The organism is Streptomyces sp. NPDC057424, assembly GCF_042803315.1.
Taxonomy (GTDB): domain Bacteria; phylum Actinomycetota; class Actinomycetes; order Streptomycetales; family Streptomycetaceae; genus Streptomyces.
The window spans coordinates 1-26,326 of the sequence record NZ_JBHVCP010000073.1 but is presented as its reverse complement, the minus strand read 5'-3'; the positions used below and the strand labels follow the sequence as shown (position 1 = coordinate 26,326).

General features: G+C 71.8%; 22 protein-coding genes and 2 pseudogenes. 10 read left to right on the top strand and 14 right to left on the bottom strand.

Going from position 1 to position 26,326, the window contains the following annotated elements:
• Positions 1–215: 215 nt before the first annotated feature.
• From ACFU3E_RS34525 to ACFU3E_RS34510, 4 genes and pseudogenes are all read left to right on the top strand, one after another.
• Complete coding sequence (locus ACFU3E_RS34525) at positions 216–656, top strand: SPW repeat protein (protein WP_384167479.1); 441 nt, start codon at positions 216–218, stop codon at positions 654–656.
• A gap of 136 nt (positions 657–792) precedes the next feature.
• Positions 793–879: pseudogene (locus ACFU3E_RS34520) on the top strand (GlsB/YeaQ/YmgE family stress response membrane protein); the annotation flags it as partial.
• Between the two features lie 289 nt (positions 880–1,168).
• On the top strand, positions 1,169–5,449 hold the full coding sequence (locus ACFU3E_RS34515) for an aminotransferase class I/II-fold pyridoxal phosphate-dependent enzyme (RefSeq protein ID WP_384167500.1): 4,281 nt from the start codon (positions 1,169–1,171) through the stop codon (positions 5,447–5,449).
• A gap of 6 nt (positions 5,450–5,455) precedes the next feature.
• Positions 5,456–6,190: a class I SAM-dependent methyltransferase gene (locus ACFU3E_RS34510; protein ID WP_384167476.1), complete on the top strand. Its 735-nt coding sequence runs from the start codon at positions 5,456–5,458 to the stop codon at positions 6,188–6,190.
• 17 nt (positions 6,191–6,207) lie between these two features.
• Here the strand turns inward: ACFU3E_RS34510 and ACFU3E_RS34505 are convergent, their stop codons facing one another.
• Complete coding sequence (locus ACFU3E_RS34505) at positions 6,208–6,873, bottom strand: chaplin (RefSeq protein ID WP_384167473.1); 666 nt, start codon at positions 6,871–6,873, stop codon at positions 6,208–6,210.
• Positions 6,874–7,186: 313 nt separating this feature from the next.
• On the opposite strand from ACFU3E_RS34505, the gene ACFU3E_RS34500 reads away from it, so the two are divergent.
• From ACFU3E_RS34500 to ACFU3E_RS34490, 3 genes are all read left to right on the top strand, one after another.
• Positions 7,187–8,758: an alpha/beta hydrolase gene (locus tag ACFU3E_RS34500; RefSeq protein WP_384167470.1), complete on the top strand. Its 1,572-nt coding sequence runs from the start codon at positions 7,187–7,189 to the stop codon at positions 8,756–8,758.
• Between the two features lie 50 nt (positions 8,759–8,808).
• Positions 8,809–9,903 (top strand): chemotaxis protein, encoded by a 1,095-nt coding sequence (locus ACFU3E_RS34495; RefSeq protein WP_384167467.1) that lies wholly within the window; start codon positions 8,809–8,811, stop codon positions 9,901–9,903.
• Between the two features lie 329 nt (positions 9,904–10,232).
• Entirely contained in the window at positions 10,233–11,642 is a 1,410-nt protein-coding gene (locus ACFU3E_RS34490) for a PP2C family protein-serine/threonine phosphatase (RefSeq protein ID WP_384167464.1), read from the top strand.
• Between the two features lie 5 nt (positions 11,643–11,647).
• Here ACFU3E_RS34490 and ACFU3E_RS34485 read toward each other — a convergent pair whose 3' ends face one another.
• Positions 11,648–13,141 carry a hypothetical protein gene (locus tag ACFU3E_RS34485; protein WP_384167461.1) on the bottom strand — a complete coding sequence of 498 codons (1,494 nt, stop codon included), beginning with the start codon at positions 13,139–13,141 and terminating at the stop codon, positions 11,648–11,650.
• A gap of 232 nt (positions 13,142–13,373) precedes the next feature.
• Between ACFU3E_RS34485 and ACFU3E_RS34480 the strand changes: the two genes are divergently transcribed.
• The gene (locus ACFU3E_RS34480; protein WP_384167458.1) at positions 13,374–14,513 is read left to right on the top strand and encodes an aminoglycoside phosphotransferase family protein; all 1,140 of its coding nucleotides are present in this window, start codon (positions 13,374–13,376) and stop codon (positions 14,511–14,513) included.
• A gap of 70 nt (positions 14,514–14,583) precedes the next feature.
• Here ACFU3E_RS34480 and ACFU3E_RS34475 read toward each other — a convergent pair whose 3' ends face one another.
• From ACFU3E_RS34475 to ACFU3E_RS34435, 9 genes and pseudogenes are all read right to left on the bottom strand, one after another.
• Positions 14,584–15,081, bottom strand: coding sequence for a hypothetical protein (locus tag ACFU3E_RS34475; protein ID WP_003987988.1), 498 nt, complete (start codon positions 15,079–15,081; stop codon positions 14,584–14,586).
• A gap of 117 nt (positions 15,082–15,198) precedes the next feature.
• A complete protein-coding gene (locus tag ACFU3E_RS34470) occupies positions 15,199–15,894 on the bottom strand; it encodes a CGNR zinc finger domain-containing protein (RefSeq protein ID WP_384167497.1) in 696 nt (231 codons plus the stop codon).
• A gap of 57 nt (positions 15,895–15,951) precedes the next feature.
• A pseudogene (locus tag ACFU3E_RS34465) lies at positions 15,952–16,098 on the bottom strand (ABATE domain-containing protein); the annotation flags it as partial.
• A 40-nt stretch (positions 16,099–16,138) separates the two neighbouring features.
• Positions 16,139–17,041, bottom strand: coding sequence for a universal stress protein (locus tag ACFU3E_RS34460; protein WP_384167455.1), 903 nt, complete (start codon positions 17,039–17,041; stop codon positions 16,139–16,141).
• A 160-nt stretch (positions 17,042–17,201) separates the two neighbouring features.
• Positions 17,202–17,444, bottom strand: coding sequence for a DUF397 domain-containing protein (locus ACFU3E_RS34455; protein ID WP_010033039.1), 243 nt, complete (start codon positions 17,442–17,444; stop codon positions 17,202–17,204).
• A gap of 83 nt (positions 17,445–17,527) precedes the next feature.
• A complete protein-coding gene (locus ACFU3E_RS34450; RefSeq protein ID WP_384167452.1) occupies positions 17,528–18,694 on the bottom strand; it encodes a thiolase domain-containing protein in 1,167 nt (388 codons plus the stop codon).
• A complete protein-coding gene (locus ACFU3E_RS34445) occupies positions 18,691–19,755 on the bottom strand; it encodes a thiolase domain-containing protein (RefSeq protein WP_384167449.1) in 1,065 nt (354 codons plus the stop codon). Before ACFU3E_RS34445 ends, ACFU3E_RS34450 begins: the two co-directional genes overlap by 4 nt.
• On the bottom strand, positions 19,752–20,693 hold the full coding sequence (locus ACFU3E_RS34440) for a Zn-ribbon domain-containing OB-fold protein (protein ID WP_384167446.1): 942 nt from the start codon (positions 20,691–20,693) through the stop codon (positions 19,752–19,754). Before ACFU3E_RS34440 ends, ACFU3E_RS34445 begins: the two co-directional genes overlap by 4 nt.
• Before the next feature lie 31 nt (positions 20,694–20,724).
• Positions 20,725–21,525, bottom strand: a complete 801-nt coding sequence (locus tag ACFU3E_RS34435) for a crotonase/enoyl-CoA hydratase family protein (RefSeq protein ID WP_384167443.1) — start codon at positions 21,523–21,525, stop codon at positions 20,725–20,727.
• Positions 21,526–21,700: 175 nt separating this feature from the next.
• On the opposite strand from ACFU3E_RS34435, the gene ACFU3E_RS34430 reads away from it, so the two are divergent.
• Positions 21,701–23,320 carry an acyl-CoA synthetase gene (locus ACFU3E_RS34430; RefSeq protein ID WP_384167440.1) on the top strand — a complete coding sequence of 540 codons (1,620 nt, stop codon included), beginning with the start codon at positions 21,701–21,703 and terminating at the stop codon, positions 23,318–23,320.
• 113 nt (positions 23,321–23,433) lie between these two features.
• Positions 23,434–25,263: a sulfatase gene (locus ACFU3E_RS34425; protein WP_384167437.1), complete on the top strand. Its 1,830-nt coding sequence runs from the start codon at positions 23,434–23,436 to the stop codon at positions 25,261–25,263.
• Here the strand turns inward: ACFU3E_RS34425 and ACFU3E_RS34420 are convergent.
• The 3 genes from ACFU3E_RS34420 to ACFU3E_RS34410 form a co-directional block, all read right to left on the bottom strand.
• On the bottom strand, positions 25,235–25,456 hold the full coding sequence (locus ACFU3E_RS34420; protein WP_384167434.1) for an alpha/beta fold hydrolase: 222 nt from the start codon (positions 25,454–25,456) through the stop codon (positions 25,235–25,237). The two genes, ACFU3E_RS34425 and ACFU3E_RS34420, sit on opposite strands and share 29 nt — an antisense overlap.
• Before the next feature lie 173 nt (positions 25,457–25,629).
• The gene (locus ACFU3E_RS34415) at positions 25,630–25,947 is read right to left on the bottom strand and encodes an alpha/beta fold hydrolase (protein WP_384167431.1); all 318 of its coding nucleotides are present in this window, start codon (positions 25,945–25,947) and stop codon (positions 25,630–25,632) included.
• A 73-nt stretch (positions 25,948–26,020) separates the two neighbouring features.
• Positions 26,021–26,326 (bottom strand): alpha/beta fold hydrolase (locus ACFU3E_RS34410; protein WP_384167428.1); only part of this gene is annotated, 306 nt, incomplete at its 5' end.

Sequence of the window (26,326 nt, the reverse complement as noted above, 5' to 3'; positions counted from 1 at the left end):
GTCCCGCGCCGCCCGCCGGGCGACGTCGATCGGTCGCTGTCGTCGTCCACATGCGGATGCCCCCGATCCGCCCGGACATGTACCGCCGGGTAGATTCCGCGCCCCGCACCGACCTCTACACATAAAGGAGAAATAAGGGCAGAATGATACTTACGCGGCGCATACCGCATACCCCCTTCAGACGCGGTCGCCCTGCACCATGAAGGAGACGAGTCATGGCCAACGTCTCACCCACCCGAGGTGACATAAGCAGCCACCCTGACGCCTCCGAGATGCGGGATCGGTACGCCCGCGTGCTCGGCGGCCGCGATGTGGCGCTCGTGGACGGACCGGTGTTCCTGCTCGGTCTGTACTGCGCCGCCTCCCCGTGGATAGTCCACTACACGACCAGCCAGCCGGCACTCGTGACCCACAACCTGATCATGGGTATCGCGATCGGCCTGCTGGCGCTCGGGTTCACTCGCGCTCCGGAGCGCATGTACGGCTTGAGCTGGGCCATGTGCGCCATCGGGGTGTGGATGATCATCTCGCCGTGGATCGTGGGCGAAAGCCCGGACGCCGGTGTCGTGTGGAACAACATCATCATCGGTGCACTGGCCGTGATCCTGGGGCTGGTGTGCGCCGGAACGGCGGCGAAGGCCTCACCCAGGCCGTAGCGCCCCGCCGGAAAGGAGCCGAAGGCCGGTCCGCATCCCGGACCGGCCCGTTCATGTCCGCTTCGGCGGCCGCCCGCGGCGGCGGGGCCCGGCCCGGACTGTCCCGGCCGTCCGGCGGCACAAGCACTACTGTGGGGGTCCTGACTGGGCCGAATGGCTCATCCAGATCGGCCTCGCCGCACTCGGCGTCGCCGCGCTCGACCGTTCCAGGGCACGCCGCTGACAGACGGGCTGCCGCGGTATGGCGGCCTCGACCAGGTGGGTCGTGCCCTGGGTGCGCAGCGCGTCGGTGGCGTCCATGTCGCGGTCCCGGATGGGGGGCTTGCGCAGGGCGGTCGCGGCATGGATCACGGTGGCGCGGCTGAGACACGGGGGCGGACGACGGCCCGAGATGCAGAGCCGCTCGGAGGAACCTACGATCGATGTCAATCGGACCAGGTTTCGGACCAGGCGTACGCCCCCTTCTCCCCGACGGGGGGAGGCACATGTCCTCGCTGTCGGCACGTCGGCTCATGGCCGTCTACATCGCCCTGGTTGCGGTCGTCACCATCGTCTATATGACCGTCCCGGTGATGGTCCCCGTGATGTGGGCCGTGATGGGTCTGGCCGGTGTCGTCGCCATCCTGATCGGCACACGCCTCCACCGTCCCGCCCACCGGTGGCCCTGGTGGGTCCTGGCCGGCGGCTTGCTCGTCTTCATCGCGGGCGACACGTACTACTACGTGATGGAGCAGTACCTGGGGGCGTCCAACCCGTTCCCGTCCCCGGCCGACGCCTGCTATCTCGCCATGTACCCGCTCATCGCGATCGGCCTGTCGGGCCTGGTGCGGCACCGGTGGGCCGACCGCGACGTGCCGAGCCTGCTCGACGCCCTGATCGTCACCGCCGGCCTCGCGCTGCCCGTGTGGGTGTACCTGGTGCAGCCGCTCACCGTGGTGCAGGGCCTGACCTGGCAGCAGCGTGCGATCAGCATCGCCTACCCCCTCGGCGACATCCTCGTGCTGGCATTGCTGGTCCGGCTGCTCACCCCCAGCCCGATCGACGGTTCCAATCGCGCCGTACGCCTGCTGGTCCTGGGCACGGTGACACTGCTCGTCACCGACATCGCCTACGGAATCCTGCAGTTGAACGACGTGTGGGAGACCGGCAGCCTGCTGGATCTCGGCTGGGTCGCCTTCTACACCGCCTGGGGCCTGGCCGCGCTGCATCCCTCCATGGTCGAGCTGACGGCTTCCGTGCGGCAGCGGGAGTCCCTGCTTCCGCCGCCGCGCCGGCTGGTCATGCTCGCTGTGGCCACGCTCATCGCACCGGGGATCCTGCTCTGGGAGGGGGTGAGCAACCAGACCCGGGACGCCGCCGTGATCGCGGCCTTCTCGGGCGTGCTGTTCCTGCTGGTGATCCTCCGGCTGGCGGGGATGGTCGTGGCTCACCGCCAGGCGGTGTCGCGGGAACTCGCCCTGCGAGGAGCCGCCGCCTCGCTGGTCTCGGCGTTCCGGGAGGAGGAGGTCGACCGGTCCTGCTGTGCGGCAGTCGACCGGCTGATGGGGCCCGAGGTGCCGCACCGGACCCTGCTGCTGCCGGCCGAGCAGGCGGCGGAACTGGGGGCGCGCGGCGCCCACCTGGTGAGCCCGTCCGCCCTCGAGCCCGCCACCGCCGCCGGACTGGCCGGTCCGCCCTCCATCCTGGTGTGCCCCATGACCCAGCCGGACAGGCCGGGGGGAACGGTCCCGGGTGCCCTGCTGGTCGCCGCACCCGAGCGGCAGCTGAACGAGACCTGGGGCTCCCTGGAGATCCTGGCGTCGCACGCGGGCCTGGCGCTGGAGCGCGTCAGCCTGCGCAAGGAGGTGTTCCGACAGGAGAGCGAGGCGTACTTCCGCACCCTCATCCGCAACACCTCCGACGTCATCCTCATCCTGGAGGACGACGACACCATCCGGTACGCCAGCCCGTCCGCGCGGTCCGTGTTCGGCACCGAGGACCTCATCGGCCGGTTGCTGTCGGAGCTGGTGGACCCGGGCGACCGGGAGCGGGCCGCGCAGGAACTCGCCGCGGTACGGCAGAGGGGCTCGCGGGCGGGACACGACCACTGGTGGGTGCGCCGCCCGGACGGGCGCGTCGAGGTGGAGGTCCGGTTCAGCGACTTCCGGGACGAGCGGACCGTGTCCGGACTGGTCGTGACCCTGCGGGACGTGACCGAGCAGCGACGGCTGGAGCAGGAGCTGACGCAGCGGGCGTTCCACGACTCGCTGACCGGTCTGCCCAACCGGACGCTGCTGCTGGAGCGGATCGAGCGCGCCCTGCTGCGCGGCCGCCGCGAGTCGGCCCTGACCTGTCTGCTCTTCATCGACCTGGACGACTTCAAGCTGGTCAACGACACGATGGGACACCGCGCGGGCGACCATCTGCTGATCGCGGTCGGCGAGCGGCTGTCCCGGACGCTGCGGCGCACCGACACCGCGGCCCGGCTGGGCGGGGACGAGTTCGCGGTGCTGATGGAGGACGCCAAGCAGCCGCTCGACGCCGAACTCCTGGCAGCACAGGTGATCCAGACGCTGGGCCGGCCCTTCGACCTGGCCGACGAGTCGGTGCCGGTGTCCGCCAGCGTGGGCGTGGCCACGGCACACGACAGCACCGACGCCGAGGAACTACTCGGCCACGCCGACCTCGCGCTGTACGCGGCGAAGTCGGCGGGCAAGCGGCAGTGGCGCCGCTTCAAGCCGCTGCTGCGCAGCCGTATGGTCGAGCGGCACGACATGCAGTCCGATCTGGCCCGGGCGGTCGCCGACAAGTCGTTCGCGCTGCGCTACCAGCCGGTCGTGGACATCACGGCGGGCGAGATCGTCGGGTTCGAGGCCCTGGTCCGCTGGCCGCACGAGCACCGGCCGCCCATCGCGCCGGAGCAGTTCATCAGCCTGGCCGAGGAGACCGGGCACATCTCGCCCCTGGGATCGTGGGTGCTGGAGAACGCGGTCAACGACATCGCCGGTCTGCAACAGCTGCCGGGGCCCGCCCGTCCGCCGTACGTGAGCGTGAACGTCTCCGCCCGCCAGTTCCGCGATGCCGGGTTCATCGAGCAGGTCGGGCAGGTGCTGAGCACGCCGGGTCTGGAACCGGGGTCGCTGCAGTTGGAGATGACGGAGACGGTGCTGCTGCACCGCGACGACCGCCTCCAGACGGTGTTGCACACGCTGAAGCAGCTCGGTGTGCACATCGCGGTCGACGACTTCGGCACCGGTTTCTCCTCGCTGCGCTATCTGCAGGACTTCCCCCTCGACGTGCTGAAGATCGACAAGTCGTTCATCGACAACATCGCGCGCGATGCCCAGCAGGTGGCCCTGGTCGAGGGGATCGTGCGGATCGCCGACACCCTGGGCCTGCAGGTCATCGCCGAGGGCATCGAGAACACCGCGCAGCGGGACCTGCTGGCCGGGATGGGGTGCCGGTTCGGGCAGGGGTTCCTGTTCGCCCGGCCGATGACGGTGGAGCAGAGCGCACACGTGCTGCAGGAGCCGAGTGCCCAGCCCTTCGCGGCACCCCCGGCGCGACGGCCGCGTGTGGACTCCGCCCCCCGGGGACGCCGGGAGGCGCGCTGGGCGGACCTGGAGCATCTGCGGCGCACCAGTCCGATGAGCGACGCGGTCCTCGACGAGGTGCGCGGACGGCACATCCGCAGCGGCGACCACTGGCTGATCGACTTCGCGTCGTGCAACTACCTGGGCTTCGACTGGGACCCGGAGGTCATGGAGTCCATCGACCCCGCCGTGCGCCGCTGGGGCACGCACCCCAGCTGGTCGCGGCTGCTGGGCAGTCCGCGCCTGTACCCCGACATCGAGGAGCGGCTCGCCGCGCTGCTGGGCGCGCCGGACACGCTGCTGCTGCCCACGCTGACGCTGGTCCACTCGTCGGTGATCCCGGTCCTGGTCGAGGACGGCCACGTGTTCGTGGAGGCGACCGCTCACCGTACGGTCTACGACGGCTGCGTGGTGGCCCGTGCGCAGGGCGCAACCCTGCACCGCTTCCACGCCGAGCGGCTCGACGAACTGCGCGCCCTGCTGGCCGGGGTGCCGGCGGGGACACCCCGGCTGGTGTGCATGGACGGCGTCAACAGCATGAGCGGCAACATCCCCGGCCTGCCGGCGCTGGCGGCGGTGTGCCGCTCCGAAGGGGCCACGCTGTACGTCGACGACGCGCACGGCTTCGGGGTGATCGGGGAGCGCGGGCCGGGCGAGACGTGCCCGTACGGCATGCGGGGCAACTGCGTGGTGCGGCACACCGGGGAGTCGTACGACGCGATCGTGCTGGCAGGCGGCTTCTCCAAGGCGTACTCGTCGTTGCTGGCGTTCCTCGCGCTGCCGTCGGAGCTGAAGAACCGGCTGAAGACCGCGGCGGCGCCCTATCTGTACTCGGGGCCGTCACCCACGGCATCACTGGCGACCGCGCTGGCCGGGCTGGGCGTCAACGAGCGCCGGGGCGACGCGATCCGGGCCGACCTGTACCGCAAGACGGTCCGCGTGCTCGACCACCTGGAGGGCATGGGGGTGAGCACCCTCAACACGGACCGGCTGCCGATCGTGGAGGTGCCGCTGGCCAACCCCGCGGACCTGGACGCGGTCGCCGCGTTTCTGTGGAAGGAGGGCGTGTACGTGACACTGGCCTCCTACCCGCTGGTCCCGCGTGACCGGGTGGGTTTCCGCGTCCAGCTCACCGCCCTCAACTCCGACGACGACATCGATCACCTGAACGGGACTCTGACCCGGTTGTCCGAACGCTTCCCGTTGCGGCTGAAGGGCTAGACGGCCATGACGACGCACAACGACGACGTGGACTGGGACCGCTGGCCGGTCGCCGACTACCTCGCGGAGAACTACCGCGAGGTGCATGCGTCGGACGCGGCGGTCATCGCGCACCACTCCGCGTTCTACCGGCGTCTTCCCCCCGGCAGGATCGCCCGCTCGGTGGAGTTCGGGGCGGGCCCCAACCTGTACCCGCTGATGCTGGCGTCCGCCGCGTGCCGCCGGATCGACGCCGTGGAGGCCGGTGCGAGCAATGTCGCCTACCTCGAGGACCAGATCTGCCACCGGCTCGACGCGAGCTGGCTGCCCTTCCACGCGCTGTGCCGGCGGCTCAACCCCGAGGTGCCCCCGACACTGGCCGGGGCGCTGGCGCCGGTGCACGTCGTCCACGCCGACGTCCGGACCCTGCCACCGGGCACGTACGAACTCGCCTCCATGCACTTCGTCGCCGAGAGCGTCACCGAGGACTTCGCCGAGTTCGCCGAGTTCTGCCGCACCTTCGTCCGCACCGCCCGGCCGGGCGGCCGTCTGATCGCCGCGTTCATGGAGAACATGCCGACGTACCGCATCGGCCCCGCCACCCGCTGGCCGGGCTGCCCGGTGAACCCGGCGACGGTCACGGAGGTCTTCACGCCCCTGACCCGGGACCTGGACGTGACCCACATCGACGTGGACCCGACCCTGCCGGACTACGGGGACTCGGGGATGGTGCTGCTCACGGGGGTGGCGGAGGCGGTGTAGCCCGTCTCCCGTGCGAGTCAGCCGTTCGAACCCGGGCGGAACCTCCGGCGCAGCACCACGCCCCCGGCGACCAGCGCCGCGCTCGCCGCGACGGCCTGGAGGGTGTGGTCCATGCCCGTGTGGGCCAGGGCACCGGTGGCGTGCAGGGCGGTGTGCGGGGCGGGTTCGGGAGCCGGGTTCGGCCGGGGTGGCGGGGTCGGCTCCGGGGCCGGCTCCGGCGGATGCTGGGGACGGACCGGGCGATGGTCACCAGGGGTGTTCGAGGACTCGTTGCCGGTCGACGCGTTGCCGATGCCGACCACGTTCACCGAGTTGCCCGTGACGTTGACCGGGAGGTCGACCGGAAGCTGCACGCCGTTACCGGAGATCACGCCCGGTGAATCCTGTGCGCCGCCCTCGGCGACCGCACCGCCGGACCTGCCCGGCCGGCCCGCCCGCCCGTCGTCCTTGTTCGCGCAGCTGTTGCCGGCGGCGGGGTTGAGGAGCCCCACCACGTTCACGGTGTTCCCGCACACGTTCACCGGAACGTGCACCGGCAGCTGGACGGTGTTGCCGGAGACCACCCCGGGCGAACCGGCCGTCGAGCCGTCCGCACCGGAACCGGCGTACGCGGGGACGGTCACGGCCATCGCGCCCGAGGCGGCGGCGACGGCGATCACTCCCTTTCGGGTAACCCGTCTCATGGAACCCCTGCCTTCCAGACATCGTCGCGGGCACTCACCCGCACCGGGTAGAACGCGGGACGCCCGGTCCTAGTTATGGCTCATCGGCCTTTCACTCCATCGAGCGGCCCGGTTGTCGAACTAGCGGTAAAGCCCTTCGTATGCGTTCGCATGCGGTCGTATACAGCTTCGCGGGCGGGGCGGTCCCGCGCGGAATCCGGGCGCGTCGCCCGGCCCCGGTCGCCCGGAGGCGGGGCTTCCGGGGCCCGCTTAAAGTGAGCGAGGGCGCCGATCCCGGTCCGCTGCGGGGCGCCCCGCGTCCCTGGAGGCATCGATGCTGGCCAAGCTGTCCACGCGCCCCTCGATACGACGCTGCGCGGTCACCGGCACGGCCGGGCTCGCCCTGCTGGGCACCGCGCTGCCGGCCGCCGACGACCCCGCACCCAGCGTCACGCGCTTCTACGACCAGAAGGTCACGTGGTCCAGGTGTGAGGGCATGGACATGCCGAAGGACCTCCAGTGCGGGAAGGTCACCGTCCCGCTCGACTACGCCAAGCCCGGGAAGGGCACCCTCGACCTCGCCGTCGCCCGCTACCGGGCCACGGGCAAGTCCCGGGGCTCGGTCCTGCTGAACTTCGGCGGCCCGGGCGGCCAGGGCGTGGCCCAACTCGCCATGGGCGGCAAGGACTTCATGGGCCTGACCAACGGCTACGACGTCGTCTCCTTCGACCCCCGCGGCGTCGGCCGGTCCTCGCCGGTGACCTGCGGAAACGCCTCGGACAACGCCCTGGACGCCACGGACGGCAACGCCGATGTGACCGATCCCGGGGCCGTGCTCGAAGAGCTGCGCGCCGCGGCGGCCGAGTGCACCGAGCACTCGGGCCCGGTCCTGCCCCACATCGGCACGGTCAACGCCGCGCGCGACCTGGACGTCATGCGCGACGCGCTCGGTGACGACAAGCTCAACTATCTGGGCTTCTCCTACGGAACTCGGCTCGGCGCGGTGTACGCGGCCCAGTACCCCGAGAAGGTCGGCAGGATGGTGCTGGACGGCGTCGACACGCTGACCGAGCCGCTGGCCGACCAGGGCGTGGTGAGTGCCCAGGGGCAGCAGACCGCACTGGAGAACTTCCTGACCTGGTGCACCGAGGACATCGCCTGCCCGTTCGGACGGAACCCGCGCGAGGCCCGGGAACACGTCGTACAGGTGGTCGAATCGCTCGACAAGGACCCGCTGCCGAGCGAGTTCGGCGAGGCGTTCTCCGGCCAGGACTTCGCCGGCGCCCTCGGGCAGGGCCTCTACAGCAGGGAGCTGTGGCCCTCACTGCAGCGGGCCATCGGCCGGCTGCTCGAGGACGGCGACCCGAGCGGCCTGGAGGCCTTCCTGTCCGGGGGCTTCACCCTCCCGCCGCGGCGCAGCCCGCACGCCGGACTCACCGACCCGGCGGACGTGCCCCTCGACAACCTGCCGGCGGCGCTGATGGCGGTCAACTGCGCGGACGATCCCGACCGCCCCGCCGCCGCACAGATCACCAAGGACCTCGGCCGGCTGCGCGCCCGCTACGAGCAGGCGTCCCCGGTCTTCGGCCGGTACCGGCTCACCCAGGTGCTGATGTGCTACGGCCGCCCCAAGGGCACCGACTACATCCGCGACGACGTCAAGGACGTCGACACGCCGCGGATGCTGCTCGTCGGCACCCGGGGCGACCCGGCCACGCCGTACCGCTGGACGGTGGAGACGGCCAGGCGGCTCGGATCCTCTGCCGTGGTGCTCGACAACCGGGGCGAGGGCCACACCGGCTACGGCTCGTCCAAGTGCGTGCACAGCAAGGTCGACGCCTTCCTGCTGTACGGAACGCTCCCTCCGGACGGCAGCTCCTGCGGCTCCGACCGCGACGACGAATGAGACCGAGTGCCCCAAATGCCCTCATGGCGAATTCGCTCTATCGTTCTGTCATGGAGCACGTTCTGAGTCCCGCGAACCTTGCCGAGCTGCGGCGCCCGCGCCCCTACCCCGCGGTCTCCGTGCTGACGCCGACACATCGGCGCGATCCCTACAACGCCCAGGACCAGGTCCGGCTGCGCAATGTGGTGGCCGAGGCCAAGAGGCAACTGGAGGCCGATCCGGCCGTCACCCGTGAGCGGCGCACCGAGGTCGCCGGGCATCTCGACCGGGCCATGGCCGAGATCGACCTGACACACGCCGAGGACGGCCTGGCGATCTTCGCCGCTCCGGGCGAGCACCAGGTGTGGTCACTGGCCAGGCCCGTACCCGAACGCGTGATGCTCTCGGACACCTTCCTCACCCGCAACCTCGTCTCCGCCCAGACGGCCGGGCGACCCTTCTGGGTCCTGTCCCTCGCCGCGGACCGCGCCGTGCTCTGGAACGGCGGCGTCGACCGGGTCGCCGGGGCCCGCCTCGGAGGCTTCCCGCTGACCCGGCGCGTGGAGAACTTCGACCCGGAACGGCAGCAGCGGATCGGCGACACACCGAGCGCCTTCCGGGAGGAACGCACCCGCCAGTTCCTCCGCGAGGCCGACACCGCGATGAGCGCCGTGCTGCGCGAGCACCCGAGACAGCTGTACGTCACCGGGGAGCCGGCCGCCCTCTCCCTGCTGGACGAGGTCGGCGGCACCGCCCGGAGTGCGGTGCACATCCCGCACGGCGGGCTCGCGCACGGGACCGCCGAGACCGTGTGGCAGGCCGTACGCCCGGTGGTCGAGGCGGAGGCCCGCAGGGGTACCGACGCCGTGACCCGCGCCCTCGAAACGGCCCGCGGACGGCGGGAGTTCGCCGCCGGTGTCGACGAGCTGTGGCAGAGCGCCCGGGACGGCCGCGTCCGGCTGCTGGCCGTCGAGGAGAACTACCGTGTGACGGTCCGCGACGCCGGGGACCACCTGGTCCTCGCCGAGAGCGGCGACCTCGACTCCCGCGAGGACATCGTGGACGAGATCGTCGAGCAGTGCCTGGAAACCGGAGCCGACGTCCGCTTCGTACCGGACGGCGCACTCGGGGAGGCGGACGGCATGGCCGGGGTGCTGCGGTACTGACGGAGCACCGGTCGGCCTCCCCCGGGAGGCACTCGACGGCCCTGGAGTCCCTGCCCGACGAGGATCGAACACAGGGCCGTCGAACACCCGGAGTACACAGCATCGCCATCCCGACGGGTCGTCAAATTCCCTGTGTAATCTACGACTTGGATCTCCGGGTGGCGCACTCCGCACCTACCTCGGAGTAACTCCGTGAGACTGTGGCATATGCCAGAAGCACCACCGTATCGTGTGTCGCCGAATCCCTTACAGGGCGTCGCGGGCTGTGCAACAGTCGTAACGGTCCCTCCGTCCGCCTTGGTCGTACCGTCCCCGCATCGGAGTGCGTCATGCCGTCCCACCTCTCCGCGGACCGCCCCGCCGCCCAGCCGCCCGGACGCGGCTCGGTCGACGCGCTCATATCGCAGACGCGGCGGCTCAAGGGCGACGTTGACGCGGTGCGCCGCGACGCCGCGGGAGAGGGATCGGACCACCCGCGCGAACGCTGGCAGCGCGCCCTGTACGACCTGGCCCTGCACCAGCTCAACGACCTCGACGAGCACCTGGCCCAGCTGCGGGACGGCCCCCTTCCCACGGCGGCGGCCCCTGAACCTGCCGCACCCTCGCCGGGCTCCCTGCTCAGCCGGGTCGGCAGTGCCGAGTGGAACCTGCTGACGGACCAGGCCAGCTGGTCCGGGGAGCTCTTCCAGATCCTGGGCCGCGACCCGGCCGCTCCCCCGCTCACCCTCGACGAGCTGCCCTCACTGGTCGTGGACGAGGACCGGCCGAAACTGACGGCGATGGTCACCGACTGCCTCGTCGACGCCCGGCCCATCGACGGCGAGTTCCGCATCGCCCGCCGGGGCGGCGACGTACGGACCGTGCACATGATGGGCGAACCGGTGCTCGACTCTGACGGCAGCACCGCCTCCATGTGGGCCGTGCTGCGCGACGTCAGCGAACTGCGCCGCAGCCAGCGGGCGGTGAGCGAGACCCGTGACTCGCTCCACCACCGTCAGGAGGCCGCGCGAAGCGAGCACCGGCTCGCGGTCGAGCTGCAGGAGGCCGTGCTGCCGTCGTGGCGCGGCTCCCTGCGGCTCCCGCACCGGGGCCCCAGGACCCTCGACCTCGCCTCCCACACCTTGCCGGCGGCCACGCAGACACTCATCGGCGGCGACTGGTACGACGCACTCGAACTGACCGGCGGCGAAACGCTTCTCAGCGTGGGCGATCTCACCGGCCAAGGAGTCGGCGTCACCTCGAACATGACCATGCTGCTGGGTGCCGTACGCGGCATGGCGATGGCCGGTGCCCAGCCGGGGCAGTTGATGGCCTGGCTGAACCAGTTACTCGACGCCACCGTGCAACCCGCCCTGGGCAGCGCCGTCTGCTGCCGCTACCGGCCCGCGACCCGCACCCTGGTATGGGCGCAGGCCGGACACCCCGCCCCGCTGCTGTTCCGCGACGGGACGGGGCGCGTGCTGAACGCACCGGACGGCGTCCTGCTCGGCGCCACCTCGGGCGCCGTCTACGGGCAGGCCGAAGAGACACTCGAGGTCGGCGACCTGCTGCTCCTGCACACCGACGGGCTGGTACCCGGGCACACCGGATCGGCCGCCGCGAACCTCCTCCTCGGCCTCGCGCCCCGTCTGGCCGGGAACCGCACGGCAGAGGACTGCGTACGGACCGTGGTCCAGGAGTTCGGCGAGAGCGAGCGCGAGGACAACGCCTGTGTGCTCGTCGCCAAGGTCATGTCTTAGGAATCTCAGGCCGGTGCGCGGCTGCCGCCCCTGCCCTTCGTCTTCGGCAGAGCGAGCTTGATCTCCTCCCTCAGCTCCTGGATCTTCGGGTAGCCGGAGTACTCGGCGGTGAGGCGGTACATCTGGCGCAGCCGGTCCCAGGTGCGATGGGAGGAGTTGGATCCCATCGACACCAGGGCCAGTCGCGCGTAGCGGTCCGCCTGTTCGGGGTCGTCGGCGATGAAACAGGCCGACGCCATCGACAGGTAGTCGAAGATCTTCGACCGCTGCCGGCCGTCGACCCGCAGAGCCAGGGCCTTCTCCGCGTAGTGCTGGGCATGGGCGGCCGCGCCCGGCTCCCACTCGGCGAGCGTGCGGTAGGCCAGGGCCTGCATGCCGTAGAGGTCCTCCTCCTTGAAGGTCTGCATCCAGTCCGGCGGCGGTACGTCGGCCTTGTCGGAGACGAACAGGTCCTCCGCCCGCCCGAGCGTGCGGCGCATCGCCTGGCCCTTGCCCATGGAGGCCTGTGCCCAGGCCTCGATGGTGTAGAGCATCGCCCGGGTGCGGGGCAGCACCTCGTCGCCGGAACCGGACGTGGCGAGCTTCATCAGGTCCAGGGCGTCGTCGGGCCGGCCCAGGTGGACCATCTGGCGGGCCGCGCGGGACAGTGCCTCACCCGCGCGGGGCCGGTCCCCGCCCTCTCTGGCCGCGTGCGCGGCGATGACGAAGTACTTCTGGGCCGTGGGTTCGAGGCCGACGTCGTGCGACATCCAGCCCGCGAGGACGGCGAGGTTGGCGGCGACGCCCCACAGGCGCCGCTGGAGGTGGGGTGGGTGACGGTAGGCGAGCATGCCGCCCACCTCGTTGAGCTGGCCCACCACGGCCTTGCGCTGGAGCCCGCCGCCGCGGGCCGCGTCCCAGGCGCGGAACACCTCGACCGAGCGCTCCAGTTCCTCGATCTCCTGCGACCCGATGGGGGTGGCCTCGTAGCGGTCGAACCCAGCGGGGTCGGCGTGCAGGGGATGGTCGAGGTCGGGGGCGTCGGCAGCCAGGGAAGGGTCGGTGTGCAGCCAGTCGTACATGGCACTGCTGAGTGCGGATCCCGCGGCGAGCGCGGCGCCCGCGCCCACCAAGCCGCGTCGGTTGAGCATGAGGTCCATTCCCGTGAATTCGGTGAGGACCGCAGCAGTCCGCTCGGGCGCCCACGGCACACCGTCGGGAGCATCGGCGCTCCCGCCGCCCTGCCGTTTCCCCGCACGCCCGTGCCGGACCAGACCGAGGTCCTCGATGGTCACGACACGGCCGAGACGCTCGGTGAACAGAGCCGCCAGCACCCGCGGCACCGGATCGCGCGGGATCTCTCCCGTGTCGATCCACCGCCGCACCCGGGAGGTGTCGGTCGACAGCTGGGGATGGCCCATGGCCGCCGCCTGCCGGTTGACCAGCCTCGCGAGTTCGCCCTTGGACCAGCCGGCCAGGCCGAACAGGTCCGCGAGCCGGGTGTTGGGTTGTCCGCTCACGTCAAGCCCCCAGGTTCTCGGCTGAGTTGACAGTAGCCCGGGGAGACTTGCCGGGCGACTATTCGCCAGGGTTCGCCAGGGTGCGCCAGATGGTGTGCCACCGGCCATCCGGTGTCAGGTAGGAACGCGCCACCCCGACCCGGTCGCCAGGGACACTCCCCAGGGTTCTCCCGGGCTTCCGGGCCGGGTGATGCGCTGTCGTCGCAGGCACACGAAGGGATCTGTTTCGCCCATGTACACAGCATCGTCCTCCGTGTCCGCACCGCCCCGGTCGCTGCACCCGCGTCCCACGGACAGCGGCCCCTACCTCGCCCCCGCGCGGCCGGCGGCCCCCGTGCTCGGTGCGGGCAGGGCTCGGCGCGGCGCGGTCCTCGGCACCCAACCGCTCAGCGGGAGACTCGACTTGTCCGGCTCTCAGGGCGCGCAGTTGCGCACGGCGATCGCGTCCGTGCACCGCATCTGCCCCGAGTTCGCCCCGGTGCAGGTCCTGCGCCGCAACGGACGGTCCGTGCTCCTGGTCGGTACGACCGGTCGCAGTACGGCTGTCGCCAAGTGTTTACTGGACCACTCCCCCGCATGGTCCGAGCGGATCCGCCACGAGATAGCGGCGTACCGCTCGTTCGTCCGGCACCGCCCTCCTGTGCGGGCGCCGAGACTGATCGCGGCGGACCCGGACAACTGCACCCTGGTGATCGAGCGGATGCCGGGCCGGGTGGCGGCGCTCCAGCGGCACCCGGCGGAGGCGCCGCCCCGGGCGGACATCAGAGCGGCACTCGGCGCGATCTGCCGGCTGAACGCCTGGCGGCCACCGGCGGGCACGTTCGACGCCCCGCTCGACTACGCGGCCCGGATCTCCCGGTATCACGAGCTGGGCCTGCTCACCGACCGGGACCTGGGCGACCTGCAGAAGCTGCTGCACGGCATCGCGCAGGCTTCCGGGCGGCAGGGCATGGGCCAGTTCTGCCACGGCGACGCACTGCTGTCGAACATTCTCCTGTCACCAGCCGGTCCAGTGCTGGTGGATTGGGAGCATGCCGGCTGGTACCTGCCGGGCTACGACCTGGCGACGCTGTGGTCGGTGCTCGGGGACGCACCGGTCGCTCGCCGTCAGATCAGTCAGATCGCCCAGTCGGCGGGGCCCGCGTCCAGGGACGCCTTCCTGGTGAACCTGATGCTGGTGCTGACCCGTGAGATCCGTACCTATGAGACCGCCGTGCAGCGTTCGATGCACGACGCGGCCCCGGCGGCACCGGGCACGGCTCACCCGGGTGCTGCGCCGACCGGCGAGGAGCAGAGGCTGTTGCTGCGGCGGCTGCACGACGACTGCCAGTTGGCCCGGCGCGCCGTGCGCGCGGCGGTCGGCACTCGCTGACGGGGACGGAAGGGCCGCTGTATGCCGGGGCCGGCGTACAGCGGCCCTTCCGTGTGCGGTCGGTTCCTGCTCAGCCCTGCTGGAAGAGTTCCGCGGGCAGCGGTTTGAGGAGGGCGTAGAGGTCGTCCGTGATGGGGCGGTCCCAGGCGGCGATGGTCACCAGGACGTTGTCGCTGCGGTCGAACTGCACGCAGGAGATCCGGCCCTCGGAGAGCTTGACGCGGCGCACGATCAGAAGGTTGTCGCCCTGCATCACCGGTACGTCCTCGGTGCTGACGACGGTGACCTCCTCGTCGTTCTCCAGCGCCAGCAGCAGCTGGGCCACCTCGAAGGGGACCTGGCCCTCGGGTACCTCGCGGGCCGGGGAGCCCTCCGGCAGATTGCCGATGATCATCGCGGGGCCGCGGCCACCGAACAGGTCATAGCGCAGGAAGACGCCCTGGCAGGTGCCGTCGGGCGCGGGCAGCAGTCCCGCACCGAGGTTCCCGGGCCAGTCACCCGGGTCCATGGCCAGTACGTCGAAGTCGGGCCCGGCGGGAGTGGCGCTGCGGCGGCGGAGGAACGACATGTCGCCCATGGTACGTGTCCCGGCCTGCGAAGTGCGGGGCGGGCGGCGGACCGGGTAGGCCGGATTGCCGGCTGCCGCCATGATCGGTGCGAGACCGCTCGGCCGGTACCGGTCGGCCTAGGCCCACGCCTTGTGCCGCTGATGGTGGCGGGCCACTCGGGCGCGGTTCCCGCAGGAGGGTTTGCACCACTCCTGGCGCGGGTGCTCCTTGAGGAAGTACCGCACGCAGCGCGGCGCGTGGCAGGCCCGCAGCCGGTCACGGTCGGGGCTCGCGAGGAACGCGATCACGGCGTGCGCGAGGGCCGCGGTCAGGTCGTCACCGCCACGCACGGGCCTCTGGTGGACGACCGGGGTGGCGCTTTCGTACCAGTGCAGGACCGGCACGGTGGGGGTGCGGGCGGCCGCCTCGTTCAGACACCGCACCGCTTCCGGCAGGGGCATGAGCCGGGCCGCGTCCGCAGGGCTCGGCTCGCCGGGGCGCACGACCCGGGCGAAGAGCGCACGGACGGCGGCCCGCAGCTCGCGGACGGCGGTGAGCTGCGCGGCGTCGGCGGTGAACCCGGCACCGCCGCCGTCACCGACGGCCGGCCGCGCTGCCGGGCCGCCGGGCGAGGCCTCGCGGTCGCCTCGCCGGGCGGGGTCGGCGGGGAAGTCCTCGCGATCTCCCCCGTGCGAGGGATCGCCGGGGCCACCTCCTGGCCCCGCATGCCTCGGGGCATCATCGGCAGCAGCGCCTCGGTCGGCGCGCCGCGCGGGATCGGCGGCGACACTCCCTCGGCCGGTGTGCCGCGCGGCGTCGGCCGGGGTGGCCATGCTGCCGGTTCGCCGCCCCGGCTCGTCGTGGTCGTCGGGTCGGCTGCGAGGAACGGCCGGCAGGGCCGCGGGGTGTGCCCGGACCCAGGCGGTCAGGTCTGCCGGGTCGGTCAGGTCGTCGGCGACGTCGCCGTTGCCGTCGTGGCGGATGGTGAGGGCCAGGTCCAGGGCGAGCCGGGCGTCCCTGCTGATCGGTTCCCGCATGCGGCTGATGATAGGCCTGGCCCTATCCATGACGGCGAGGTCAGTCCGCCGAGGGCGACGGTGGCACCACGGCGACGGGGCTCGCGGCGTGCAGCAGGACGGCGTGGGTGACCGAGCCCATCATGCGGACGGGTGAGAGCAGACGCCGCCGGTGCCGGCCCACGACGACGAGGTCGGCGTCCAGGGAGGCCGCGACGAGGTGGCCGGCCGCGTCGCCCGCCGCCGGGACCAGCTCGATCGGGACGTCCGGGTGCCGCTCGCGGTACGGGGCGAGGAAGCCGTCGGCGAGGACCCGGGTCTCGTCCTCGATGACGTTCTGGTCGACGATCGGCGGGGGCATCTCCCCGGGCATCATCCAGGGCTGCGCCGGCCACGGGTAGGCGGCGACCGCCTGGAGACGGGCACCGCGCCGGGCGGCCTCGGCGAAGGCGAATTCGAGTGTCGCCTCGTCGGGGCCGTCCACCTTCAGGCCGACGACCACCCGCGAGCCGGGACCGCCCGGCGCCCCGTCGGGGACCTCGCGTCCGGGCCGGGGCACCACGACGACGGGGCACTCGGCGTCGCGGGCGGCGGCCATGCTGTTGGAGCCGAGCAGCAGACTGGCGAAGCCGCCGCGGCCCCGGGAGCCGAGCACCAGGAGCTGGGCGGTGGACCCCAGTTCGGGCAGGACCGCTCCGGCCGCGCCTTCCAGGCCGACGTACTCCGTGTCCGGCTGGTCGGTGCGGCCCTCCAGGTGGGTGCGGACCTGATCGAGAACGGGGTCGTCCTGCGGGTCGGTGGGGCCGGCGGCGAGGAGCTCGGGCTGTGCCCAGTGGGCGTACTGGCGTACGTGCGCCACGCGCAGCGGTGCCGCGCGCCGGCGAGCGGAGTCGACAGCCCATTCCAGGGCCCGCAGGCTGTCGTCCGAACCGTCGACCGCCGCGACGACAGGCAGGGTGCTCATGGGTTCCTCACCTCCGGGATCCGACCGTCCCCTCCCGGGGGCCAGCCTGACTCAGGTGCCGGCTCCGGGAAGCTGCCTCCGGTCGCGTGTCCGGAATTGCGGGCGGAACACCCCCGGATCGGCCGCCGGATCCCGGCCGTCCGGGATGGTTCGCCCGGCCTCAGGTGAGGTCGAACTCTCCCTCCCGCGCTCCCGACACGAACGCACCCCACTCGGCGGGCGTGAAGATCAGCGAAGGGCTCTCCGGGCGGGCACTGTTCCGCATGGCGATGAAGCCCTCGACGAAGGCGATCTGGACATCCCCCCGCCCTCGGCTGCTGGACTGCCACTGTGCGTTGGTGAGGTCCAGCTCCGGCTTGTCCCAGCCCGTGAGCGGGCGCTGCTGGGTGGTGGTCTCGGCCACGTCCGTGCTCCTCCCGGTTTCGTCGTCCGCGGCCAGCCTAGCGATCGTGTCCCACGGCCAACAGGGCACGTGAAGGGGACCTTTCAGGAGTCGGGCGGCCGGTCGCCCACGAGCCACATCGAGAAGAACTGCGATCCGCCGCCGTAGGCGTGTCCGAGGACCCTGCGAGCCCCGTCCACCTGGTGTTCTCCGGCCTGCCCGCGCACCTGGAGTGCCGCTTCCGCGAAGCGGATCATGCCGGAGGCGCCGATGGGGTTGGCGGACAGCACACCGCCCGACATGTTGACGGGCAGGTCCCCGGCCAGTTCGGTCACGCCCGCCTCGGTGAGCTTCCAGCCCTCGCCCTCGCCGGCGAAGCCGAGGTTCTCCAGCCACATCGGCTCGTACCAGGAGAACGGCACGTAGATCTCGGCGCCGTCGATCTCGCGGCGGGGGTCGGTGATCCCGGCCTGGCGGTAGACGTCGGCCGCGCAGTCCTGCCCGGCCTGCGGGGAGACGCAGTCCTTGCCGGCGAAGAGGGTCGGTTCGCTGCGCATCGCCCCGCCGAGCATCCAGGCGGGCGGTCGCGGTGCCCGGGCGGCTCCGGCACGGTCGGTGAGGATCATGGCGCAGGCGCCGTCGGAGGAGGGGCAGGTCTCCGAGTAGCGGATCGGGTCCCACAGCATGGGCGAGGCCATGACCTTGTCGAGGGTGATGTCGTGTTCGTGCAGGTGGGCGTAGGGGTTCTTGAGCGCGTTGCGGCGGTCCTTGTAGGCGACGAGCGCGCCGATCGTCTCGGGCGCGCCGCTGCGGCGCATGTACGCGCGGATGTGCGGGGCGAAGAACCCGCCGGCCCCGGCGAGCAGGGGCTGCTGGAAGGGGATGGGCAGGGACAGGCCCCACATGGCGTTCGACTCGGACTGCTTTTCGAAGGCGAGAGTGAGGACCGTGCCGTGGACGCGGGCCGCGACGAGGTTCGCTGCGACGAGCGCGGTGGAGCCGCCGACGGAGCCGGCGGTGTGCACGCGGAGCATGGGTTTGCCGACGGCGCCGAGGGCGTCGGCGAGGTAGAGCTCCGGCATCATGACGCCCTCGAAGAAGTCGGGCGCCTTGCCGATCACGACGGCGTCGATGTCGGCCCACGACACGTCGGCGTCCTGCAGGGCGCGTTGAGCTGCCTCCCGGACCAGTCCCGCGAGGGAGACGTCCCGGCGGGCGGCGACGTGCCTGGTCTGGCCGATGCCGACGACGGCCACGGGCTCCTTGCTCATCGGGGTTCCCCTTCGAGTACGGCGACCAGGTTCTGCTGGAGGCAGGGGCCGGAGGTGGCGTGGGCGAGGGCGCGGCCGGACGCGCCGCGGTGGATGCGGGCGGCGGCCTCGCCGATGCGGATGAGACCGGCGGCCATGATCGGGTTGGCGGCGAGGGCTCCGCCCGACGGGTTCACGACCACGTCCTCGCCGAGCCGGAGGGCCTTGCGCAGGACGATCTCCTGCGCGGTGAAGGGCGCGTGCAGTTCGGCGGTGTCGACGGGTCGCTCGAAGGCTCCGGCCCGCTCGGCGGCCAGGCGGGCGGACGGCGAGTCGGTCAGGTCGCGCACGCCGAGGCCGTGGGCCTCGATGCGGTGGTCGATACCGCGGATCCAGGCGGGGCGTGCGCACAGTTCACGGGCCCGGTCCCCCGCCGCGAGGATCACGGCGGCGGCGCCGTCGCCGATGGGCGGACAGTCGCCGGTGTGCAGGGGTTGTACGAGGTAGTCGCCCTGCGGCACGGGGCCGCGCAGTTGTGCGTGGGGGTTGGCGGTCGCTGCCTCACGGTTGCGGGAGGCGACGGCGGCGAGAGCGGGCTCGTCGGTGTCACCGGCGTCGATGAGGGCCTGCGCCTGGAGGGCGGCGAGTGCCACGGAGTCGGGCCACAGGGGTGCCACGTAGTAGGGGTCGAGCTGGCGGGTCAGGACGTCGCGGACCGAGCCGGGCGAGGACTTGCCGTACGCGTAGACCAGGGCGGTGTCGGCGTCGCCGGTGAGGAGTTTCGTCCAGGCCTCGTACAGGGCCCAGGCGCCGTCCATCTCGACGTGCGACTCGGAGATGGGCGGCCAGGCGCCGACGCCGTCGAGGGCAAGGGTGAAGGAGAAGGCGCGGCCGGCGAGGTAGTCGCTGGAGCCGGAGCAGGTGAAGTCGATGTCAGCGGTCTTCAGGCCCGTCCGGTCGAGGACCTCGTGCAGCACCGGCATCAGCATCTCCACCTCGGAGAGCTCCTCGCTGGTGCGCCGGTGGCCGGTCTGGGCGAAGGCGACGACGGCGATCTCGCGGTCCCGCGGTGCGCTCGTCACAGCAACTCCTTGTAGGTGTCGTAGTCCGCGTCCGGTTCGCCCGTGGGCCGGTAGTGGTCGGGGTAGCGGGCGCCCTCGGTCCACACGGGTTCGACGCGCAGTCCCATGCGGACCTCGCCGTACGGGATGCCGGCGATCCGGCCGTGCAGCGCCAGGCCGGCGCCGTCGAGGGCGATGTGGGCGTAGACGTACGGCACCTCGATGTCGAGGTTCTTCGCCTTGATGTTGACGATGCAGAACGTGGTCACCGTGCCGCGCGGCCCCACCTCGACCTGTTCGGACGTGGCCACCCCACAGGTGGGGCACGCACCCCTCGGGGGGACGTACACCTTGCGGCAGGACGGGCAGCGCTCGCCGACGGTCCGCCGGCCGGAGAGGGCGTTGATGTAGGCGGTCTGGGCGCGGCCGGGCGAGTAGGTGTAGTCGAGGCGGGCGGCGGCGACGATGCCGGTGACGGGGTCCTCGAACTCACCGGTGTGTCCCGTCGGTTCGGCTCGGCGGCCGTCACAGGGCTCGAAGCAGGCGATGTCCGTGATGGCGCCGGTGCGTTCCCCGGCCCAGCGGATGCGGACGGGCATGCCGGTGTGCACGGCGGCGGGGCCGGGGGCGTCGAGGGCGTGCAGGAGGGCGGTGTCGGCGCCGTCGAGGCGGACCAGGACCCACGCGAAGGGGGTGGTGAGGGGCTGGCCGCGGCGCGGGGCGGGGTTCCAGGCCCAGGTGGTGACGGTGCCGGTGGGGGCGACCTCGACCAGGTCGCGGAGTTCCTCGGCGGTGACGGGGTCGTACTCGACGGGCGGGACGAGGGTGCGGCCGTCGCCGGTCCGGACGCCGAGGACGACGCGTTCGCGCAGGCCGGTCAGGAACGCGCTCTGGACGGGGCCGAGGGAACGGGTGAAGGGGAACTCGACGACGAGGGGGGCTTTGAGGACTTCGGACATGCCGGAGGGCTCCTTCGGTCGGCGCGCACGGTCAGGCGCGCTTGTAGACGGGCGGTCGCTTCTCCGCGAAGGCGCGGGCGCCCTCCTTGGCGTCGGCGGTGTCGAAGACCGGCCAGCCTCGGGTGAGTTCGGCGGCGAGGCCGTCGGACTCGGTCATCTCGGCGGTCTCGTAGACGGACGCCTTGACGGCCTCGACGGCCAGCGGGCCGCAGGAGTTGATCCGCTCGGCGATCTCCAGGGCCCTGTCGAGTGCGGTGCCGTCGGGGACGACATGGCCGACCAGGCCGATGGCGGCGGCCTCGCGGGCGCTGTAGGGGCGGCCGGTCAGGAGCATCTCCAGGGCGTGGGTGCGCGGGATCTGGCGTTGCAGGCGGACGGTGGAGCCGCCGATGGGGAACAGGCCGCGCTTCACCTCGAACAGGCCGAAGGTGGCGGACTCGGCGGCGACGCGGATGTCGGTGCCCTGGAGCATCTCGGTGCCGCCCGCGACGCAGTACCCCTCGACGGCGGCGATCACCGGCTTGCGCGGGCGGTGGTGGCGCAGCATCGCCTTCCAGTGCAGGTCGGGGTCGGCCTTGAGCCGGTCGCGGTACTCCTCTCCGGCCATACCGTTCCCGGCGAGGGCCTTGAGGTCCATGCCGGAGCAGAACGAGCCGCCCGCGCCGGTGAAGACGATCGAGCGGACCGAGTCGTCCGCGTCGGCCTCCAGCCACCCGTCGTGGAGGCCGACGAGCATCGGCAGCGAGAGCGCGTTCCTGGCCTCCGGCCTGTTGAGCGTGAGCACCAGTGTGGCGCCTTCGCGCTGCACGGTGAGGTGTTCCGTCCCACCCATGGCGAACTCCCCTCTCGTGGAACGAGAACAGGTTGCAGTAGGGCGGGGAGCACTTCAAGGGTTTTCTGACAGACAGTCAGATTCTTTCGCGCGGACCCTTCACAGTTGAACCGCCCTTTGCTCTGATGACCGGCGAACCGTCCGATGCCAGGCACGCCCGGGGTCAGGAGGAGCGGTGGAGTACAACCTTGCCGACCTGTTCGAGTCGGTCGTCGACGTCGTCCCCGCCCGAGAGGCGCTGGTGTACGCCGACCATCCCGGCACGGGCGCGGAGCGCCGCCTCACGTACGCGGAGCTCGACGCGGCGGCCAACCGCGTCGGCCACCATCTGCTCGACAGCGGGATCCGCCCGGGTGAACACCTCGGGCTCCACCTCTACAACGGCGTGGAGTACCTGCAGACGGTGCTGGGCTGCCTCAAGGCGCGGATCGTCCCTGTCAACGTCAACTACCGCTATGTGGAGGAGGAGTTGGTGTACCTCTACCGGGACGCGGACCTGGCGGCGCTGGTCTTCGACGCCGAGTTCACGGACCGGGTGGCGGCGGCGCTGCCCCGGGCGGAGAAGCTGCGGCATCTGATCCGGGTGGGCGCTCCGGCGCCGGGAGCCGCAGAGGTGCCCTGTGCGGAGTTCGACCGGGCCGAGGCCGCCGGGTCGCCCGGGCGCGGTTTCCCGGCCCGCTCGGCCGATGACCAGTTCATCATCTACACCGGCGGCACGACCGGGATGCCCAAGGGCGTGATGTGGCGGCAGGAGGATCTGTTCTTCGCGGGCCTCGGCGGCGGCGCGCCGACCGGGGAGCCGGTGAAGAAGCCGGAGGAGCTCGCCGAGCGGGTCGCGGCCGGCGGTACCGGGATCACGTTCTTCCCGACGGCCCCGCTGATGCACGGCACCTCCACCCTCACCGCGTTCATCGGCTTCAACTTCGGCCAGCGGGTCGTGATCCACCGAAAGTTCGCGCCCGAGGACGTCCTACGAACCGTGGAGAAGGAGAAGGTCGGCAGCATCTCGCTGGTGGGGGACGCGATGCTGCGGCCACTGATCGACGCGCTGAGCGGTCCGCTGCGGCACATCGACCGCTCGTCGCTGTTCAGCGTGTCGTCGTCCGGCGCGATCATGTCCGACACGGTGCGCCGGCAGTTCCAGGAGCTGGTGCCGAACGCCATGCTGCTGAACAACTTCGGCTCGTCGGAGTCGGGCTTCAACGGGACGGCGACCGAGGACTCCGGCCCGGAGCGGGGCTTCCGGGTACGGGTCAACGCCCGCACCCAGGTGGTCGACCCGGCCACGTGCGCACCGGTGGCGGCCGGCGAGGTGGGCCGGGTCGCCCAGTGCGGACACGTACCGCTCGGCTACTACAACGACCCGGCCAAGACCGCCGCGACCTTCTTCGAGAAGGACGGCGAGCGCTGGGTGCTGCTGGGCGACATGGCCACCGTCGACGAGGACGGCGTGGTCACCGTCCTGGGCCGGGGGTCGCAGTGCATCAACACCGGCGGCGAGAAGGTGTACCCGGAGGAGGTCGAGCAGGCCCTCAAGTCCCACCCGGACGTCTACGACGCGCTGGTGGCCGGGGTGCCGGACCCTCAGTGGGGCCACCATGTGGCGGCGGTGGTGCAACTGCGCGCGGGCGCGGTACCGCCGTCGCTGGAGGACCTGCAGACCCACTGCCGTGACCGGCTCGCCGGCTACAAGATCCCGCGCCAGCTGGTGATCACCGAGTCGATCCAGCGGTCGCCGAGCGGCAAGGCGGACTACCGGTGGGCGCGGGAGGTGGCGGTGACGGCGAACGGGTGATTGTCCGGCCGGACCATTGAACCCATGGTGACGTGCGGACGTACTGGTGGTGGCAGGCTCGGTCTCCGGGCTCTGTCAGCCATGCCAGCAAGACCGCACGGAAGGACCACCGGGTGTCGCTCTTCACTCGCTCCCGTCAGCTTTCGGACACGGCCGAGGGCGGGGCGGAACCGGATGACGACACCCATACGGCGGATCCGGAGGGCAGCGTCACTGACGCCTCCGAGGGCGCCGGCGAGGCGAAGACGGCCCCTGCCGAGCAGCCGCCCGCGGCGCCCCCCGGCGCGGCGAAGCCCGGCTGGTTCGGCTGGCGGCGCCGCCACCCCCGTACGGCACGAGGCGTGTCCATCGGCATCAGCGTGCTGGCCGGTGCCCTCGTCCTGTTCGCGCTGCTCGTACCGAACCGGATCGAGAAGATCGAGTTCGCGTCGTTCGTCCGCATCCCCGCCGAGGGCGTGCTGCTCGCCGGCCTGCTGCTCGCATTGCCCGCGAAGCCCCGTCGTATCGCGGCCGTGGTCACCGGCGTGTTCCTCGGCCTGGTCACGGTCCTGAAGTTCGTCGACATGGGCTTCTACCAGATCCTGGCCCGGCCCTTCGACCTGGTCCTGGACTGGATACTGATCGAGAACGGCACGGACTTCCTGAGAGAGACGTTCGGCCGCACCGGCCAGGTGCTGGCCGTGGCCGGCGTGATCGTCCTGTTCGTCGGGGTGCTGGTCCTCACGACCCTCGCCGTGGTGCGGCTGACGCACCTGATGGTCCGGCACCGGCCCGTCGCCGCCCGTACCACGCTGATCCTCGGCACGGTGTGGATCACCTGCATGACGCTGGGCGTGCAGATCGGCACCGTTCCGATCGCCACCAAGGGCAACGCGGAATTCCTGGGCAACCGGGTGGAGCAGGTCCGGGCGGGCCTGAAGGACGCCCGGGTCTTCGAGAAGCAGGCCGCCGTGGACGCGTTCGCGAAGACGCCGCCCGACCAGTTGCTCACGGGGCTGCGCGGCAAGGACGTCCTGTTCACGTTCATCGAGAGCTACGGCCGGGTCGCGATCGACGATCCGGCGATGGCGCAGCAGACCGACGCCGTGCTCAAGGAGGGCACCGGCAGGCTGAAGGCGGCCGGTTTCGAGTCGCGCAGCGGCTGGCTGCAGGCGCCGGTGACGGGCGCGGGCAGCTGGCTCGCCCACTCGACCTTCCTGTCCGGCCTGTGGATCAAGAACCAGCAGCGGTACCGCAGCCTGACCACGAGCGACCGGATGACGCTGACCAAGTACTTCGGCAAGACGGGTGCCTGGCGGACCGTCGGCATCGTCCCGGGTGTGCGGCGGGCCTGGCCGGAGGGGAAGTACTTCGGCCTGGACCACATCTACGACTCCGAGCACCTCGGCTACCACGGCCCGTACTTCAGCTGGACGCCCGTGCCCGACCAGTTCAGCATGGAGGCCTTCGAGCGGCTGGAGCACGGCAAGAAGGACCGTGAGCCGATCATGGCGGAGATCATCCTCGCATCCAGCCACAACCCCTGGTCCCCCATCGCCCGGATGATCGACTGGGAGGACCTCGGCGACGGCTCGGTGTTCCACCGGATCAAGAAGGAGGGCACCGACCCCACGGAGGTCTGGAAGGACCCGGAGAAGGTGCGCACCGAGTACCGGCGCGCCATCGAGTACTCGATCCGGAGCCTGACCGAGTGGGTCGAGCGCTACGGCGACGAGGACACGGTGCTGGTCTTCCTCGGCGACCACCAGCCGGTGCCGACCGTCACCGCCGGGGACACCGGCAAGGACGTGCCGGTGACGATCGTCGCCCACGACGAGAAGGTCCTGGACCGGGTCGCCGACTGGGGCTGGACGGACGGCCTCAAGCCGGCCGGGAACGCTCCCCGGTGGGGCATGGACAAGTTCCGCGACCGCTTCATGACGGCGTACGGTCCGCAGGGCTGAGGAACCCCTCCACGGCCGCGAGGAACTCCCTCGGGCGGGCCTCGTGCACGAGATGCCCGGCGTCGACGCTGATGTGCCGGGCGCCGGGAAGCAGCTCCGCGAATGCGGCGATCCGCTCCTGGGGATCGGGCTGCTCGGCCCGCCACCGATCAGCAGCGTGGGCACGGTGATGCTCCCCACGTGGTCCCACCACCTGCAGTTCGGTGCGTTGCGCTGTTCGTCGGTGGCAAGGATCATCGCCCAGTCGTACGGCAGGTCTCCGCCGGGCCGTTCGGCGCGCGGCCGCGGCGGGTCCAGCGGAACGGGCGCGGGCACGTCCTCCAGGAGGAGCCGCCGTACGAGCCCCGGGCTGTGCTGGGCGAGCAGCTAGGCGACGGCCCCGCCGAGCGAGTGGCCCACGACGACGGTGCGTTGGATGCCGAGCGCCCCGAGGAAGGCACGTATGTCGTCGCGCATGGTCTCGTACGCGTATCCGCCGGGCCAGTCGCTGCGGCCGTGCCCGCGCAGATCGGGGGCGTACACGCGGCGGGGTCCGGCGGCCAGGGCGGGGGCGCTGCCGGCCCAGTCCGCGCCGTCGGCGCCGCGGGCGTGCAGCAGCACGAGAGGCTCGGCGTCCTGCGGTCCCCGGACGCGATAGGCCTGGGTGATGCCGTTCGCCTGCGCGGTGTGCGGTGGTGTGTTCACGCCGGGCACGGTAGGCGAGGGGTGCCGCTGCGCCGGGCCCGCTCTGCCGACGGCAGAGGGCCTGCCGTTCCGGTCAGGAGAAGAAGGCGGCCAGGCGCCGCGTGAACCACTGCGGGTCGTCGAGCCAGGGGTAGTGCCCCGCGCCCGGCTGCACCACGCACTCGGCCTCGGGGAAGGCGTCGGCGGTACGGCGTGCGAGGGCCGGGCTCGGGCCGCCGTCGGCTCCTCCGGCCAGGACCAGCACCGGAGCCGTGGGCCCGGGGGGGGCCGCCCCGGGGACCGCCCGGGGGGAGGGGCCCGCCGCGCCCGAGCGGCCCGCGGCCGCCGCGGGTGTTTGGGCCGCCGCGCGCCCCGCGGGGGGCGGGGCGGGCGGGTGCCC

Bases quoted from the DNA above. Each gene is read 5' to 3' on its own strand.
- ACFU3E_RS34460 (WP_384167455.1), bottom strand. From the start codon at position 17,041: ATGAGCACCCTGCCTGTCGTCGCGGCGGTCGACGGTTCGGACGACAGC.
- ACFU3E_RS34475 (WP_003987988.1), bottom strand. From the start codon at position 15,081: ATGTCGTTCCTCCGCCGCCGCAGCGCCACTCCCGCCGGGCCCGACTTC.
- ACFU3E_RS34470 (WP_384167497.1), bottom strand. From the start codon at position 15,894: ATGGCCACCCCGGCCGACGCCGCGCGGCACACCGGCCGAGGGAGTGTC.
- ACFU3E_RS34500 (WP_384167470.1), top strand. From the start codon at position 7,187: ATGCTGGCCAAGCTGTCCACGCGCCCCTCGATACGACGCTGCGCGGTC.
- ACFU3E_RS34435 (WP_384167443.1), bottom strand. From the start codon at position 21,525: ATGGGTGGGACGGAACACCTCACCGTGCAGCGCGAAGGCGCCACACTG.
- ACFU3E_RS34505 (WP_384167473.1), bottom strand. From the start codon at position 6,873: ATGAGACGGGTTACCCGAAAGGGAGTGATCGCCGTCGCCGCCGCCTCG.
- ACFU3E_RS34510 (WP_384167476.1), top strand. From the start codon at position 5,456: ATGACGACGCACAACGACGACGTGGACTGGGACCGCTGGCCGGTCGCC.
- ACFU3E_RS34440 (WP_384167446.1), bottom strand. From the start codon at position 20,693: ATGTCCGAAGTCCTCAAAGCCCCCCTCGTCGTCGAGTTCCCCTTCACC.
- ACFU3E_RS34525 (WP_384167479.1), top strand. From the start codon at position 216: ATGGCCAACGTCTCACCCACCCGAGGTGACATAAGCAGCCACCCTGAC.
- ACFU3E_RS34450 (WP_384167452.1), bottom strand. From the start codon at position 18,694: ATGAGCAAGGAGCCCGTGGCCGTCGTCGGCATCGGCCAGACCAGGCAC.
- ACFU3E_RS34490 (WP_384167464.1), top strand. From the start codon at position 10,233: ATGCCGTCCCACCTCTCCGCGGACCGCCCCGCCGCCCAGCCGCCCGGA.
- ACFU3E_RS34480 (WP_384167458.1), top strand. From the start codon at position 13,374: ATGTACACAGCATCGTCCTCCGTGTCCGCACCGCCCCGGTCGCTGCAC.
- ACFU3E_RS34515 (WP_384167500.1), top strand. From the start codon at position 1,169: ATGGCCGTCTACATCGCCCTGGTTGCGGTCGTCACCATCGTCTATATG.
- ACFU3E_RS34495 (WP_384167467.1), top strand. From the start codon at position 8,809: ATGGAGCACGTTCTGAGTCCCGCGAACCTTGCCGAGCTGCGGCGCCCG.